The organism is Streptomyces asoensis, from assembly GCF_013085465.1.
Classification (GTDB): Bacteria; Actinomycetota; Actinomycetes; order Streptomycetales; family Streptomycetaceae; genus Streptomyces; species Streptomyces cacaoi_A.
Genome location: NZ_CP049838.1, coordinates 7,793,548 through 7,808,880 on the forward strand (window position 1 = coordinate 7,793,548; position 15,333 = coordinate 7,808,880).

Sequence of the window (15,333 nt, forward strand, 5' to 3'; positions counted from 1 at the left end):
CGTGGTCCGGTAACGCTTGCTGGTCCCGGTAACGCGTGCGTGGTTCGGTAACGCTTGCCGGTCCCGGCCCCGGTAACGCTTGCCGGTCCCGGTCCCGGTCCCGGTAACGCGTACGTGGTCGGTAACGCTTGCCGGGCCGGCCACCCGTTCCGGCCCGGCAACCCGTTTCCGGTTCAGCATCACGTCCGATTTCCGCTAGCACGGTTTCTCTCGGGCGCGAAGACTGGAGTCCATGACGGACCAGGACACGCGGTACGAGGCGGTCCGCAGCCGGGACGCCCGGTTCGACGGCGAGTTCTTCTTCGCCGTCGAGACCACCGGCATCTACTGCCGGCCCAGCTGCCCCGCCGTGACGCCGAAACGCCACAACGTGCGTTTCTTCGCGACGGCCGCCGCCGCGCAGGGCTCGGGTTTCCGGGCCTGCCGGCGGTGCCGCCCGGACGCCGTGCCGGGATCGGCCGACTGGAACGCGCGTGCAGACGTGGTCGGCCGGGCCATGCGGCTGATCGGCGACGGCGTCGTCGACCGGGAGGGCGTCACCGGGCTCGCCGTACGGCTCGGCTACAGCGCCCGCCAGGTGCAGCGGCAGCTCACCGCCGAGCTCGGCGCGGGACCGGTCGCCCTCGCCCGGGCGCAGCGCGCGCACACCGCGCGGGTCCTGCTCCAGACGACGGGCCTGCCGGTCACGGAGATCGCCTTCGCGGCCGGGTTCGCCAGCGTGCGCCAGTTCAACGACACCGTCCGGACCGTGTACGCGACGACCCCGACCGAACTGCGGGCCGCGGTACGCGCGACCCGCCGCACCGCCACCCCGTCGGCCGGGATCCCGCTGCGGCTCGCCCACCGGGGCCCGTACCACGCGGGCGCCGTGTTCGACCTGCTGCGCCGGGAGGCCGTGGCCGGGGTGGAGGAGGTGAGCGGGCCGCCCGGCGGGCGTACCTACCGCCGTACGCTGCGACTGCCGTACGGCACCGGGATCGTCGCCGTGGACGAGCGGGCCGGCGACCCGGGCCGGGCCTCGGCCGTCCACCCCGGCGGCTGGCTCGAGGCCCGGCTGCATCTCACCGACCCGCGCGACCTCACCACCGCCGTCCAGCGGCTGCGCAGGCTGTTCGACCTCGACTCCGACCCGTACGCCGTCGACGAGCGGCTCGGCGCGGATCCGCGGCTCGCCCCGCTGGTCGCCGCCCGGCCCGGGCTGCGTGCGCCGGGAGCCGCCGATCCGGAGGAGTACGCGGTGCGGGCGGTCGTGGGGCGGGCGGCGGCCGAACGGCTCGTCCGGGCCTACGGCAAGGTCCTCGACGCGCCCTGCGGGACCCTCACCCACCTCTTCCCCGAACCGGCCGTCCTGGCGCAGTCCGAATCCGGGGCCGGGTCCGGGGCCGGGCCCGAGGGGCCGCTGGGCGCCCTCACCGCCGCCCTCGCCGACGGCACCGTACGGCTGGACCCGGGCGTCGACCGGGACGAGGCCCAGGAGGCGCTGCTCGCGCTGCCCGGTCTGGACGCCCGTACGATCGCGGAGATCCGTGCCCGTGCCCTCGGCGACCCCGACGTCGCGCCGCCCGGCCCGGACGTCCCCGACACCTGGCGCCCCTGGCGCACCTACGCCCTGCACCACCTGCGCGCCGCGGAGGAACGATGACCGACCTGACGTACTGGACCAGCGTGGAGAGCCCGCTCGGTGCTCTGCTGCTCACCGCCGACGCCGACGCCACGCTGACCTCCCTCTCCGTGCCCGGACAGAAGGGCGGGCGGACCGTCCAGGACGGCTGGCGGCACGACCCCGGACCCTTCCGCTCCGCCGCGGAACAGCTCGCCGCCTACTTCGCCGCCGAGCTGAAGGAGTTCCGGCTGCCGCTGCGCAGTGAGGGCACCGAGTTCCGCGAGCGCGTGTGGGCCGCCCTCGACTCCGTGCCCTACGGGGCGACCACGACCTACGGCGAGATCGCCGCCCGGGTCGGCGCCTCGCGGATGGCCGTACGGGCCGTCGGAGGGGCGATCGGCGCGAATCCGCTGCTGATCGTGCGCCCCTGCCACCGGGTGATCGGCGCCGACGGCTCGCTGACGGGATACGCGGGCGGGCTGGAGTGCAAGGTGCGACTGCTCTCTCTGGAGGGCTCGCTCCAGGAGCGGTTCCAGGCTCTCGTCTGATCGAGGGGCCGCCTCGGGGCGCGTCATCCGGCGCGCGATCCCCGTAGAGCCGTCATCCCCACAGAACCGTCCCCAGCCACGCCCCCATGATCAACAGGCAGGTGAACAGTTCCGTGAGGACGCTGGAGCCGCCCGAGCGCATCGCCGTGCGCAGGGCCGCCCGGGCTTCGCCGTGGCGGCCCAGGCGGAGACGTTCGGAGAGGTAGATGCCGCCCATGAAGCCGGGGATCGCGCCGATCACGGGGAGCAGGAAGAAGCCGAGGAACGCGCCGAGCCCCGCGTACACCGCCATCCGGGGGGTCGCGCCGCTCTCCCGCAACCGACGGGGCGGCAGCGTCCAGCGCACCACCTGCGACAGGAACAGCGTCACCGTGGCACCGACCAGCACGACCCAGGCGACCGGCTGCGGATCCTCCAGCGCCCACCACAGGACCGCGGCCCACACCAGCCACGACCCCGGCACGCCGGGCACCAGCACTCCGCACAGGCCGAGCAGAATGACCAGTCCGACCAGCAGGAGTTGCGACACTCCCATCTGCCCAGGGTGCCCGAGTCAGGGAGAATGCGCAGGTCAAGCCGTACGGACTCGGACCGCGGACGCGTACCGTCAGTGCTCCCGGGCCACCCAGCCGCGTTCGTACGCGTGCCAGCCCAGCTGTAGCCGGGTCGTCACTCCCGTCAGCTCCATCAGCCCCTTCACCCGGCGCTGCACGGTCCGCAGCCCGAGGTCGAGCTGCTTGGCCGCGCTCGCGTCGGTCATCCCGGCCAGCAGCAGGGAAAGGATCTCCAGGTCGGTGGCGTCGGGACCGTCCTGGGCATGCTCGACGACGCCGGCCGTGCCGAGGCGCAGCGGCAGCGCCTCCCGCCACACCGACTCGAACAGGCCCGACAACAGTTCCAGCAACCCGCTGGCGTGCACCACCAGCGCGGCCGGCTCCGCCGAGCGGCCGGTCAGCGGCACCAGGGCGAGCGAGCGGTCGGCGACGACCAGTTTCGTCGGCACCTGGTCCACCACCCGCACCTGTTCGTCCCGGCCCAGCGCGGCGGTCAGCTCCGTCATGCCGTCCGGCTGGTCGAGCACCGCCCGCTCCAGTACGACGCGGTAGCGCACCCCACGGGCGGTCGCCCGCTCCTCGGCGTCGTTCTCGCCGCCGGTCACGGCCACCGGGGTGCCGGTGACCAGCGCGCACACCTCCTCGCTCGCCCCGAGCTGGATCTGGAGGAAGCGCTGGGTGACGGCGGCGGCGCCCGTCACCACCTCGACCAGGTCGTGCACCGCCGGTTCGGCGGCGGCCGCCCGGTACTCCTCGGCGAGCAGGGCCGCCGCCAGCTCGGCCTTCTCCAGCTCGTGCCGCTGCTGGGTGAGCAGCGCGCCCAGGGCGACGCCCGGAGGCGCGGCGACCCACCGGCCGGGGCGACCTGAGGACTGCGCGGCGAGACCGTGCCGCTCCAGCCGGCGCAGCGCGCGTTCGGTGTCGTGCTCGCCGAGGGCCAGCCGGCGCGCCAGGTCGGGCACGTCGGCGGCGCCCACGGACACCAGCGCCCGGTAGGCCGACTCGTGCGTCTCGTCCAGCCCTATCGCTCCCAGCATCGGGGGTTTCTCTCCTTCTGACGTCCCGTGAGTGGCGGGAAACAGCCACGGCGTAAACCCGCCGCCGCACATCATCGCCGTACCGCCGGTCACTCTGCCAAGGTGTGGCCACGGCGGAAACACGTGATCATCCACTGATCATCCACAGCGGAGGTCCAGGAACGCCGCAGACTCGGGTCGGTCGGCCACAACGCCGCGGCGCGGAAACCTTTCGAGAACGTGATCCGGCTCATGACGCGCAGGGGCGCATAGGGGATATGAGACCGGGTCACCCCATGTCGCCGGGCGGTTCTCCCGTGGGGGGTGGAACCGCTCGGCGACCTCTGTCGCACCGTGCTTCGCACGGGTGTTCAGGACGTCACTCGGCTTGCTGTTCGACACACCTGCGGTGGCGCATTTTCCGGATGCCCCGTTTTCATCCGGGCCGTGCGGTGGACAATCGGGGGCATGAGCCAGCAGGGGGGAAGGCCCACCGGTCACGAGGACGACTGGTGGGGGCAGTTGTACGACGACGCCACCGAGGACACGGGGCCCGCGCGCACCGGAGACTCCCTGGACGACCGTTTCGCGTCGGCCGCCGGGGCGGTGCGCTCCGGTGGTGCGACGGAGAGCGGGGGTACGCCGGACGGCGTCGGCGGTCCCACGTCCACGGCGGCGCCGCACCACCTGAAGGGCGCGGGCGACACGGAGGGCCACGCGGACGGCGCGGACGCTCCCGGCGGCGCGGGTCCGGTGCCGGCACCCCGCGGCGAGCGGTCCGGTTCCGCCGGACGGACGGACTGGTGGAGCTCGTCGGCCGCGACGACGGCGGGGGCGCCACCGTCCCCGGAGGCCGCCGTGCCGCTGCCCCGGAGCCGATCCGCCGCCGAGTCCGCCCCGGGGCGGGACACCGAGTGGGAGATCCCAAGGGATACCGGGCCGGACCCCGAACAGGCTGCCGGTGCCGGTGCCGGTGCCGGTGCCGGTGCCGGTGCCGGCGCCGGACGCGACGGCGACGGCGACGTGCGTGACGGCTGGAGCGACACCGAGCATGGCACCGAACAGGACGCGGGGCGTGGCACCGGACGCGACGCCGGGCGTGGCACCGGACGCGACGCCGGGCGTGACGGCATCGGGCGCGGTCCAGAGCGTGACGTCGCCGAGCAGGGTGTCGGCGTCGGCGCAGGTGCCGTGGAAACGGACCAGGGTGCCGGCCCGCCGGGGCGGCACCGCGCTCCCTGGGAGCCGCCGTCGGCCACGCCCGCCGGTCCCACGAACTTCCCGCCCCGTCCGCTGCCACCGGGATTCGCCGAGCGGGCGCCCCACGACTCCGCCCCCGCCCCCTCCGCCGCCGACGGCCTTGCGTCGACGGAGACACCCCCCGGCGCCCCCGAACCCCCGGCGCAGTCCGTCCCGCCCGCGCCTCCGTCCGCCCCGCCCCCGCCCGCACTGCCGACGACCTCACCCGCCGGGCCGGAGACCGCGACCGCACCCGGCGAGGGCACCGGGTCGGCCTCACTCGCCGCGCCGCCTCCACCGCCCACGATGCCCCCCGTTCCGGCCCACGCGCCGCCGCCCCCGCAGGCCCCCACCGCCTCCGTCGACGGCTCGGCTGCCCGCCTCTACGCGACGAACCCCGCGCCCGCCCCCGAACGCGAGCCGGATGCCGAGCGCGCCCCCGTCTCCCCGAGCATCTCCCCGCCGGACCATCCCCCCACCGTCCTCAGCTTTCCGGCCTTTCCCGCCCTTCCGCCCCTGTCCACCGCCAAGGACTACGTCGGTTCCGGGCCGCCCACCTACGACGCCGAGCCCACCGCTCTTCCGCCCGCGGATCCGGACGACCTCGCCGACCTGGTCGCCGACACCGTGTTGGACGGCGCCCGGTACGGAGTCTGGGCGCTGCGGGCCGCGTCGGTGCGGGGGGACTCCGCGCGGTACCGGGGGGAGCCGCGCCGTGACTCGTTCCTCACCGCACGCTTCGGCGCGGGGGAGCAGGCGCTGATCCTGGTCGCGATGGCGACCGGTGCCCGGGCGACCCCGGGAGCGCATCGCGCGGCCGCCGAGGTGTGCCGGTGGATCGGGCGGGCCGTGGGCCGCAGTCACGTCCGGCTCGCCGAGGACATGCGGGCGGCCAGGCGCGGAGACCTGAAGTCGGGCCTGCACCGGCTCACCGACCGCAGCCTCGGCCGGCTCCGCGCCAGCGCCGCCGAACAGGGCCTGGAACCGGAGGAGTACGCGGCCACCTTGCGTTGTCTCCTCCTGCCCGCCGACCCCGCGTGCCGTACGCGCGTCTTCTTCGGCGTCGGCGCCGGCGGACTGTTCCGGCTGCGTGGCGGTGTGTGGCGGGACATCGAGCCGCAGGTGGGTGAGGTGGCGGGCGAGCCGGTCGTCGGGTTCGGCTCACTGCCCGCCGAGACGCCCGAGGGCGACCGGCTCACCATGGACCTGGGCATCACCACACCGCCGAACCCCTACGACCCGGACCCGGGACCTCCCCGCGAGCCGTTCCGTTTCCGCGCCTCCGTAGCCCGCCCGGGTGACACGCTCCTGATGTGCACCGACGGCCTGGCCGAACCCCTGCGCGGGGAGCCGGAGCTGTCCGCGTACCTGACGGGACGCTGGTCGGGCCCCACCCCGCCCGGACTCGCCGCCTTCCTCGCCGACACCCAGGTGAGAGTGAAGGGCTACGCCGACGACCGCACGGCCGCGGCCGTCTGGGAGGCGTAACCGAGTCGCCGCGGCCACTGTGGAGGGATGGACCCGAGGAGACCGAAGGGGTGCGTCGATCCATGGCCAAGCAGAACGTCGCGGAACAGTTCGTGGACATCCTCGCCCGCGCGGGAGTGCGGCGCCTCTACGGAGTCGTGGGAGACAGCCTCAATCCCGTGGTGGACGCGGTGCGGCGCAACCCCGCCATCGACTGGATCCACGTCCGTCACGAGGAGACGGCCGCCTTCGCCGCCGGTGCGGAAGCCCAGATCACCGGGAAGCTCGCGGCCTGCGCGGGGTCCTGCGGACCCGGCAACCTCCATCTCATCAACGGCCTCTACGACGCCCACCGCTCCATGGCCCCCGTCCTGGCCCTCGCCTCGCACATCCCGTCCAGCGAAATCGGTCTCGGCTTTTTCCAGGAGACCCACCCCGATCAGTTGTTCCGCGAGTGCAGCCACTACAGCGAGCTGATCTCCAGCCCGAAACAGATGCCCCGGCTGTTGCACACCGCGATCCAGAACGCGGTCGGGCGCAGTGGCGTCAGCGTCGTGTCGCTCCCCGGTGACGTCGCCGACCAGCCCGCCCCCGAGAAAGCCGTCGAAACCGCTCTCGTCACCGCCCGGCCCACCGTCCGCCCCGGCGACGCCGAGATCGACGCGCTCGTCGCGCTGATCGACACGGCCGACAAGGTCACCCTGTTCTGCGGCAGCGGCACGGCCGGCGCGCATGCCGAGGTCATGGAGTTCGCCGGGAAGATCAAGTCCCCGGTGGGGCATGCGTTGCGCGGCAAGGAACACATTCAGTACGACAATCCGTACGACGTCGGGATGAGCGGTCTCCTCGGTTACGGCGCCGCCTACGAGGCCACTCACGAGTGCGACCTGCTGATCCTGCTCGGAACCGATTTCCCCTACAGCGCCTTCCTCCCCGACGACGTGAAGATCGCCCAGGTCGACGTACGCCCCGAACACCTCGGCCGACGCTCGAAACTGGACCTCGCCGTATGGGGCGACGTAAGGGAGACCCTGCGCTGTCTCATCCCGCGGGTGCGGGCCAAGGAGAACCGGCGCTTCCTCGACCGGATGTTGAAGAAGCACGCCGACGCGCTGGAGGGCGTGGTGAAGGCGTACACGCGGAAAGTGGAGAAACACGTTCCCATCCATCCCGAGTATGTCGCCGCCGTCCTCGACGAACTCGCCGACGAAGACGCCGTGTTCACCGTGGACACCGGTATGTGCAACGTCTGGGCCGCCCGCTATCTCACGCCCAACGGCCGTCGTCGTGTCATCGGTTCCTTCTCCCACGGCTCCATGGCGAACGCGCTGCCCATGGCGATCGGCGCCCAGTTCACCGACCGCCGCCGTCAGGTCGTGTCGATGTCCGGCGACGGCGGTTTCTCCATGCTGATGGGCGACTTCCTGACGCTGGTGCAGTACGACCTGCCGGTGAAGGTGGTCCTCTTCAACAACTCATCCCTGGGCATGGTCGAGTTGGAGATGCTGGTCGCCGGTCTGCCCTCGTACGGCACGACCAACAAGAACCCCGACTTCGCCGCCGTCGCCCGAGCCTGTGGTGCCCACGGGGTGCGCGTCGAGAAGCCCAAACAGCTGGCAGGCGCCCTGAAGGACGCCTTCCGGCACAAGGGCCCGGCCCTCGTCGACATCGTCACCGACCCCAACGCCCTGTCCATCCCGCCGAAGATCAGCGCCGAGATGGTAACCGGTTTCGCACTCTCTGCCTCGAAGATCGTTCTCGATGGCGGAGTGGGCCGGATGCTTCAGCTGGCCCGTTCCAACCTCCGTAACGTGCCCCGACCGTAGGACGATGGCGGCCGGTCAGGGATGTCAGTCGCCGGTCGGGACCCACTGACGTTCACCGTTCTCGGAGCCGTACCAGTAGCGCGGCAGTCCCTTGATGCCGCTCGTGCGGAACGGGCGGCCGCGGTCGTCGATACGGACCGTGCCGGTACGGCCCTGGGACGACCAGTCCAGTTCGAGGTACCAGTCGCAGGCGCAGGTCTCGGTCCGTGCCGTGACCAGCAGCACCTCGGGGTCGGTGCTGGACACGCGGTAGGGCAGGCTCACCGCCGGGATCGGCGTGCCCGCGTCATTGCCGGCGACCGAGTGCGCCACGGGACGGTCCTTGTCCAGGTCGACCGCGAAGTAACGCTTGCTGAGGGAGCCGCCGCAGCCCTGGTCCATGGCGTACGCGGTGCCCGGCATGGGTGCGGTGCGCCCCACGACCCGCACGCGCAGCGCCGTCAGCACGACGGCCGTGGAACTGCGGCCCTGCACCGAGATCTCCACGTTGGTCTCCCGCCCGTGCACCGCTCCCTGGGCGGTCGCCCAGGGGCCGGCGTCCTGCTCCGCCGGGGGCGGTGGAACCTGCGCCGGCGGCTTGTCGATGACGTAGTCGTGACCGCAACCGAGCGCCCAGACCTGTGAGTCGACCGTCCAGGCGAGCGGTACGCCCGACGCGGGTTTCGAGGCCTTGCCACCGGCCGGGGAGGTGTCCGGGGAGGGGGAGGTCCTCGCGGGGCGGGCGGAGGCGGAGGCGGTGCCGGGTGTGGGGGAGGTGGTCGAGCCGGCGCCGGGGGTCGGGGAGTGGGACGAGACCGTCGTCCGGGGCGCGGCCGTGGCGGAACCGGAGGACCGGGCCGCGTCGCCGGAGGCCGAGGGGTGGCCACCGCCGGGCAGCGCGGACAGCGTGCCCAGGGTGGCGAGCAGTGCGCAGGCGACACCGACGGCGACCGTGGTGCGCCGACGGCGGTACCAACGGCGAGGCGGTACCGGTTTCCCGTCCGGTTTCCGAGCTTGCGTGTCCGCCGTGAGCCAAGCGTCCGTTTCTGTCGGCGTTTCAGAGGGGTTCGCGGTCTCCGAGGCCGTCGCGGCTTCCGGCGCAACCGGCGTCGCCGTCGTTTCCCGCGTTACCGGCGTTACCGGCGTTACCGGCGTTACCGGCGTTACCGGCGTTACCGGCGTTACCGGCGTTACCGGCGTTACCGGTAACGCCGTCGTTCCCGGTGTTTCCGACCGTTCGTAGGCCTCACGTGTTTCCTGAGATTCCTGAGCTTCCTGAGCTTCCTGAGCTTCTTGGGTTTCCCGTGTTTCCCGGGCTTCCGGTGTCTCCGGAGTCGCCGTGGTCCGGGCCCGCTGGCGGGCCGCCACCGCTCGCAGCCACCGCCGGTGCAGTTCGAGGCGTTCGTCCGGGGTCGCCCCGCAGAACTCCGCGAGCCGTTCGACGGGGGCGAAATCCTGCGGAACCGCTTCCCCGGCGCAGTACCGGTGCAACGTCGAGGTGTTCATGCCCAGCCGACGGGCCAGGGAGCCGTAGCTGCGCTCCGTGCGCCCCTTCAGTTCCGTCAGCAGCGCCGCGAACTCCGTCACATCGGCCACACCGTCGTCGGTCGACACCGTTCTCCCCGTGTTCGTCCGGCCCGGCGGTCATCCCAGGCACACATATACCTGCACGTCAGATGGCCTGGGATGGTTCCACCTCGGCCGATCGGGCGCTGACCGTTGCACCGGGCCGCCCGGACCGCCGATGCTCTTGGTGTCGCACCGACCAGGGCCGGACCGACCAACCGGCGTCGTAGTGACTACCCACAGCCATGCACTTACTCACGGGGGACACCCATGTCCAAGCGCACCCGAGCGGGCACGCTCACCGGGCTCACCGGGCTCACCGGGCTCACCGCACTCACGGCCGCGGGCCTCGCCCTCGGCACCGTACTCGCCGTACCGGCGGGCGCCGCCACTCCGCGACCGCCCGGTTTCCTCTCGGCCGCCGACCTTCCCCCGCACCCCAGCTCGCCCTGGACGGCCGGCAGGGTCACCGCCGGCGCGTCACCGGACGTGGAGGTGGACCGCTGCCTAGGCATGGCGCTGGGCGACGGCTGGGACTCCTGGTACCGGGACTTCCGGACCGACCTCGACACGAGCGCCCGTCAGGTGAGCGTCGAGCTGTCGAGCGTCAGCGCGGCGAAGGGCCGGTTCTCCCGGGTCGACCAGGACATCAAGTCCTGTCCCGCGTGGATCGAGCAGGCCGACCCGGAGGTCGAGGCCACGCTCAAGGACTACGGGAGGCTGAACGTGGAGGAAGGCGCCCACGTCTACGGCCTGCACACCGAGACCTCCTGGGGCGCGACCGACATCCGCCTCCTCTCCGTCGGCCGGGACGGTACGACGGTGACCGTCGTGGACTGGGGCCGGCTGGGCGACTTCGGCGACGCCCCGGTGAAGGCCTTCAAGAAGACGACCGTCACGGCCGTCAACAAGCTCCACTGACACACGACCACCGAGGAAGAACCGGGGCCGCCGCCCTCCCGCCACGGGGGTCGGGAGGGTCGGTGGCCCCGTACGACCGCACAGCCACCAGTCAGGCCGGACAGGCCGCACACACGAGACATACGGGGAACACGCACATGATCAGCAACAACAGCACGACCGGTGACATCAGCACGACCGGCAGGAGCAGCGCGACCGGTGACAGCAAGGCCCGTTTCCGTACCGCCCGCCGTCGTACGGCCCTGGCCGCCGGCCTCGCCCTGGCCCTCGGTCTCGGCGTGACGGCGCAGGCCTCCGCCGGCAGCCCGCGCAGCGTGAGCGGCAAGCCGTCCGACAACATCACGCGCATCGCCGACTTCTACGGCGCCTACATCGACGCGGTGACCGACGAGGGCGGCGACAAGCTCGCGGACGAACTCCGCAAGCACTACCTCACCCCCGCCTTCCAGAAGGAGCTGGCGGCCTGGGAGGACAAGAACCACGCCAACGGCGTCCTCCAGGCCCAGAACGTCCCGCTCGCGTGGAAGGTCACCGACAACGGCACGGCGAACTACACGGAGGCCGTCGTCACCCTCACCTGGGGCAGCGGGACCACGAAGCTCATCGTCGACATGACCCGCGGCACCCACAAGATCTTCCACATCGGCACGACGGGAGTCGAGGCCGGCTAGGACACCGCCGCCCTGACGTGAGAGGTGGTGTCGGCGTCCGGCTCGGCGGCCGGACGCCGATGCCGCGGGACAGGCCGAGGTGGAGTGCCCTTTGCCGTCGGGGCACTCCCGGCGACCTCTGCGTCAACAGCTCGATCATCGGCCCGCCCAACCCTTTTCCCTGCCGAGGTCGTTCCGCACCAGCGGATTCCGGCCAACCTCGTCGGCCGCGCCACGGCGCGCTCGGCGCGGCGGCATGGTTCAGGGCGACGGTCGACGCGGTGAGAGCGGTATCTGCTGTCCCACCTCTTCTTCGCGTACGGCCAGGTCGGCAGGGGCGAATCGGCAGACGGGCCGATCCCCGGCGGTCGGCGGGCCACCTGGGTGCGTAGGTTCGGAGGCGGGCGGGACGGCCGGACCGGCGGCCGTATCGCACCGCGGATACGCCGGCTCACTCCCGCTCGCGAGGGAGGTGAGGGTCAGGTGCCGTTGCGCGGGGGCACGCCCCCCGAAGGCACGCCGACGCCGTCGTACGGCAGGCCCTTCGACCGGAAAACGGGGCCGATCACCGCCTCCGCCCGGCGGCCCGCCCCTTGTTCCAGTACGTGCCCCACCAACCGGAATCGGCTCGTCGACCAGGGCTTTCCCCGCCGGGCGCCGGCCGCGGCGGGATCATGGACGGCGTGCACGGCCCGTTCCACCGGCACCGGCTCGTCAGGCTTGTGCCGCGCCGACGTCACCAGCGGCACAGCGGCCACATACCGCGCGGGACGCACGAACCGTCCCGGCGCTCGCTCCGGACGCGCTCGCGCGAGGGTCGGACGCCTGGTGTGCGGCCCCGTCCCCGACGGCCCGAACAGTGCTGTCGGACGGTCTCCCCGTTCCCGGGAGCGTCCTGGAGGCCCGCCCGAACATGGCCGAACACCCGGGCGTCGATGATTCGACATGACTGGCGCGGTGTCGACCGGGCAAGGATCCCCGTGAACGTGTTCGAGCAGGAGGGGAACCCACATCGACACGCGGGCGGGGGTCATGGAGAGGCAGGCACGGGGAAGCGGTCCGACGGCGATCGCGGGCACCTCGGCGACGAGACAGGCGGGGGAGAACAGGGCCGAGGACGTGACGGAGCAGGACCGGGCGTCGCAGCTCAGGCGCAGACTCGGGCGGGCGGACCTGCGGGCGGTGCCCGAGACGCGCCGGGCGCTGAGGGAGCTGTTGCGGGGCTGGGGCAGGCCGGGGCGGTCGGAGACGGCGGAACTGCTCACCAGTGAACTCGTCACCAACGCGCTCGTGCACACCGACGACGACGCGGTCCTGACGGCCACCGTCTCACCGTCCGGCCTGCGGGTGGAGGTGCGGGACTGCGCGGCCCACCGTCCACGGCCGAGGGTGCCGAGCGCCGACGAGGCCACGCACGGCCGGGGTCTGGTCCTGGTGGAATCGCTCGCGGACACGTGGGGGGTACGGGCGCAGGGCGGCGGAAAGGTCGTCTGGTTCGAGCTGGGCGCCGGAGCCGCGTGAGCGAAGCCGACGGCAACCGACCGTTGAGCAACGGTTTTTGATGAGCAACCGTCGCTGAACGACGGGCAACGGGAAGGGGGCGCGACCTCGGCGGTCGCGCCCCCTTCCCGTGATATCTGATGAACCGTCAGCCGAACTGCTGCTCCAGGTCCTTGAGCTTGCGCTCCAGGGAGTCGAGGCGCGGCAGGGCCATGGTGTCGTCCTCCGCGGTGAGGTCGACGGTGATCGAGGAGTCAGCTCCGTGGCGCACGGGCTGAAGGGAGTGCCGTGAGCGTACGGGCAGCTGCTCCGCCGAGTTGGCTATGGCAGGCTCCGCGGAGACCCGCTCGGCCGTGGCCGGCTCCAGGGCGGCCGGAGCCTCCTGACGGCCACCACCGCCGCCACCGCGGCCGGGAAAGCGAGGGCCGTGGCCCCTGCTGATCGCCTTCAACTGCGCCCGCTCGACGCGGTGCTGCTCGCGGCGGCGCAGCTTCGTCTCTTCCTTGCGGGCCTTGTCGTCGCGGACTTCCTCGACGGCCTCGTCCAGGCTGCGCACGTTCTCGAGGAGCATCAGCGACCAGGCCTTGTAGGTCTCGCGGGGGGCGCGTGCCCAGCGCACGACGCGGATCTGCGGGAGCGGACGGGGCACGAGACCCTGCTCGCGCAGCGCGGCCCGGCGGGTCTGCTTCAGGGCCCGGTCGAAGAGCACGGCAGCCGAGAGGGACATGCCGGAGAAGAACTGCGGCGCGCCGTCGTGGCCGAGGCCCCTGGGCGCGTGCACCCAGTTGAACCAGGCCGCGGCGCCCGCGAACGTCCACACGAGTATCCGGGAGCCGAGTGCGGCGTCACCGTGACTGGCCTCGCGCACCGCGAGCACGGAGCAGAACATGGCCGCGCCGTCGAGGCCGAACGGGACCAGGTACTCCCAGCCGTTGGTGAGGCCGAGGTTCTGCTGGCCGAAGCCGACCAGACCGTGGAAGGAGAGCGCGGCGGCCACGGCCGCACAGCAGAACAGAAGGACGTAGGAGGCGGTGCCATATATGGCTTCCTTGCGCCTGCGGCGCTCCTCGGTACGCTCCCACGAATCGTCCGCGCTGGCGTTTGCCCCGGAGGAGCGCTTGCCGCGCGCGAGCACCGCCACCGCCGCCAGCATGCCCAGGAGCAGTACGGCGCCCGGAAGCAGCCAGTTCAGCGATATGTCGGTCAATCTCATCTGGGGTCCCTTGCATTGGGATAGGGCGTAACGCCCGCCATAGTGGCGCAATCCCGCCGTCCCTCAGGGGGTTTCGGGGCAAGAGGCCGCCAAGGAAGTGCAAGGGGATGCCCAGGGCGACGTTCTGCTCGAACTGCCGCTTGAGGGGCGGGAGTTGAGTTCGAATAAGACTACCCGTACGGGTGGTTCCTCGGAAAGTTCCCGGGGTAAGTGAGGAAATTGTGAATTGCCTGTAACCCTGGGAGGAGAGTCTCGTCCGGGTGATCTTACGGGACGTCCGACGGCGTCATGCCCCGGGGTGAGCCTGAGGCCGCGTCAACTGGCGGCGGCCGCGGTGAGCTTGGTGACGCGGTCCGCGTCGCAGGTGCGCGGGCAGGTGGCGCAGGCGTCCTCGGGGCGCAGTGTGTAGAACATGCAGCAGCTCGCCCGGTCCCGGGTGGGCAGGGTCTCGCCGTCGGGTCCGGTCAGCTCGCGGAAGGACGCCGAGCCGACGTAGGGCCGGGTGGCGCCCGGCAGGAGCAGCTCCAGTTCCCGTCGCGCCCGGTCCTTCTCGCCCTCGCCGAGCAGCTCGGCGACGTACCAGAGGCCCTCGACGATCTCGTCGGTCACCATGCCCCACAGGGCCCGGCCGCGGCGACGCGCGGGTGGTCCGAACCCGGCGAGCACCGGCTCGTGGTGCTCGGCTATCGCCGCCCGCACCTCCGCCCGGAGCGCCTCCTCGTCAGGGACCACCCGGGCGCCGGGCAGCAGTGCCGCCGGATCGCCCGGCAGACAGGCGAAGGAGGTGGGCGGCCGGACGGCCATCCGCATGCCGTCGCCGGTGCGGTCGTACGAGACGTGTGTCACGGGGAGGCGGGGCACCCGGCGGTGCAGGAACCAGGGGACGGTGATCAGCAGACAGGCGGGCCAGGAGTACCGGTGCAGTCCGAAGCTCGCCACGACGTCCGGGCGCGCGGGCCGGCCGTAGTCGCGGAGGACCTGGGCGTCGTCCCAGGCGAGGAAGGCCTCCAGCGCCGCTCCGCCCTGCGCGAGGTCGGCCGCGGCGACCCAGCCGCCGCCCTGCGGAAACGGTTCCCGGTGTCCCAGCTCCGTGACGGTCAGGTCGGGGAAGACCTCCGCGAGACGGGCGTAGGCCTCCGCTGTGGCCGACGAGGCTGTGAGCATGCCGGGACCGCCGTTTCGAGAGGAACTAAAGGTAAGCCTTACCTTACTCAGTATCGTCGGGATTTGAACTGACGGCCAGTACGCCTA

The 15,333-nt window shown here is 72.4% G+C and carries 13 protein-coding genes; 7 read left to right on the forward strand and 6 right to left on the reverse strand.

Going from position 1 to position 15,333, the window contains the following annotated elements:
• Positions 1-232 precede the first annotated feature (232 nt).
• Both G9272_RS34940 and G9272_RS34945 read left to right on the forward strand, forming a co-directional pair.
• Positions 233-1,642: a bifunctional transcriptional activator/DNA repair enzyme AdaA gene (locus tag G9272_RS34940; protein ID WP_171400222.1), complete on the forward strand. Its 1,410-nt coding sequence runs from the start codon at positions 233-235 to the stop codon at positions 1,640-1,642.
• Positions 1,639-2,151 (forward strand): methylated-DNA--[protein]-cysteine S-methyltransferase, encoded by a 513-nt coding sequence (locus G9272_RS34945; protein ID WP_171400223.1) that lies wholly within the window; start codon positions 1,639-1,641, stop codon positions 2,149-2,151. The genes G9272_RS34940 and G9272_RS34945 overlap by 4 nt, the downstream gene beginning before the upstream one ends.
• A gap of 52 nt (positions 2,152-2,203) precedes the next feature.
• On the opposite strand, the gene G9272_RS34950 is transcribed toward G9272_RS34945, so the two are convergent.
• Both G9272_RS34950 and G9272_RS34955 read right to left on the reverse strand, forming a co-directional pair.
• Positions 2,204-2,686: a DUF456 domain-containing protein gene (locus G9272_RS34950; RefSeq protein WP_171400224.1), complete on the reverse strand. Its 483-nt coding sequence runs from the start codon at positions 2,684-2,686 to the stop codon at positions 2,204-2,206.
• 72 nt (positions 2,687-2,758) lie between these two features.
• Positions 2,759-3,742 (reverse strand): helix-turn-helix domain-containing protein, encoded by a 984-nt coding sequence (locus tag G9272_RS34955; protein ID WP_171400225.1) that lies wholly within the window; start codon positions 3,740-3,742, stop codon positions 2,759-2,761.
• 1,170 nt (positions 3,743-4,912) lie between these two features.
• Here G9272_RS34955 and G9272_RS45575 point away from each other — a divergent pair.
• Positions 4,913-6,448 (forward strand): protein phosphatase 2C domain-containing protein, encoded by a 1,536-nt coding sequence (locus G9272_RS45575; protein WP_437184387.1) that lies wholly within the window; start codon positions 4,913-4,915, stop codon positions 6,446-6,448.
• 62 nt (positions 6,449-6,510) lie between these two features.
• Positions 6,511-8,253, forward strand: coding sequence for a pyruvate dehydrogenase (locus tag G9272_RS34965; protein ID WP_171400226.1), 1,743 nt, complete (start codon positions 6,511-6,513; stop codon positions 8,251-8,253).
• A gap of 24 nt (positions 8,254-8,277) precedes the next feature.
• Here G9272_RS34965 and G9272_RS44815 read toward each other — a convergent pair whose 3' ends face one another.
• The gene (locus G9272_RS44815) at positions 8,278-9,846 is read right to left on the reverse strand and encodes a helix-turn-helix domain-containing protein (RefSeq protein WP_216377846.1); all 1,569 of its coding nucleotides are present in this window, start codon (positions 9,844-9,846) and stop codon (positions 8,278-8,280) included.
• 222 nt (positions 9,847-10,068) lie between these two features.
• Between G9272_RS44815 and G9272_RS34980 the strand changes: the two genes are divergently transcribed.
• Both G9272_RS34980 and G9272_RS34985 read left to right on the forward strand, forming a co-directional pair.
• The gene (locus tag G9272_RS34980; protein WP_171400227.1) at positions 10,069-10,719 is read left to right on the forward strand and encodes a hypothetical protein; all 651 of its coding nucleotides are present in this window, start codon (positions 10,069-10,071) and stop codon (positions 10,717-10,719) included.
• A gap of 137 nt (positions 10,720-10,856) precedes the next feature.
• Complete coding sequence (locus G9272_RS34985; protein ID WP_253268042.1) at positions 10,857-11,390, forward strand: hypothetical protein; 534 nt, start codon at positions 10,857-10,859, stop codon at positions 11,388-11,390.
• A 458-nt stretch (positions 11,391-11,848) separates the two neighbouring features.
• Here the strand turns inward: G9272_RS34985 and G9272_RS34990 are convergent, their stop codons facing one another.
• A complete protein-coding gene (locus G9272_RS34990) occupies positions 11,849-12,145 on the reverse strand; it encodes a hypothetical protein (protein ID WP_171400228.1) in 297 nt (98 codons plus the stop codon).
• Positions 12,146-12,401: 256 nt separating this feature from the next.
• Here G9272_RS34990 and G9272_RS34995 point away from each other — a divergent pair, with 256 nt between their 5' ends.
• Complete coding sequence (locus G9272_RS34995) at positions 12,402-12,890, forward strand: ATP-binding protein (protein WP_171400229.1); 489 nt, start codon at positions 12,402-12,404, stop codon at positions 12,888-12,890.
• Positions 12,891-13,017: 127 nt separating this feature from the next.
• Here the strand turns inward: G9272_RS34995 and G9272_RS35000 are convergent, their stop codons facing one another.
• Both G9272_RS35000 and G9272_RS35005 read right to left on the reverse strand, forming a co-directional pair.
• Positions 13,018-14,082, reverse strand: coding sequence for a DUF2637 domain-containing protein (locus G9272_RS35000; protein ID WP_171400230.1), 1,065 nt, complete (start codon positions 14,080-14,082; stop codon positions 13,018-13,020).
• 315 nt (positions 14,083-14,397) lie between these two features.
• On the reverse strand, positions 14,398-15,246 hold the full coding sequence (locus tag G9272_RS35005) for a (2Fe-2S)-binding protein (protein ID WP_171400231.1): 849 nt from the start codon (positions 15,244-15,246) through the stop codon (positions 14,398-14,400).
• Positions 15,247-15,333: the final 87 nt, after the last annotated feature.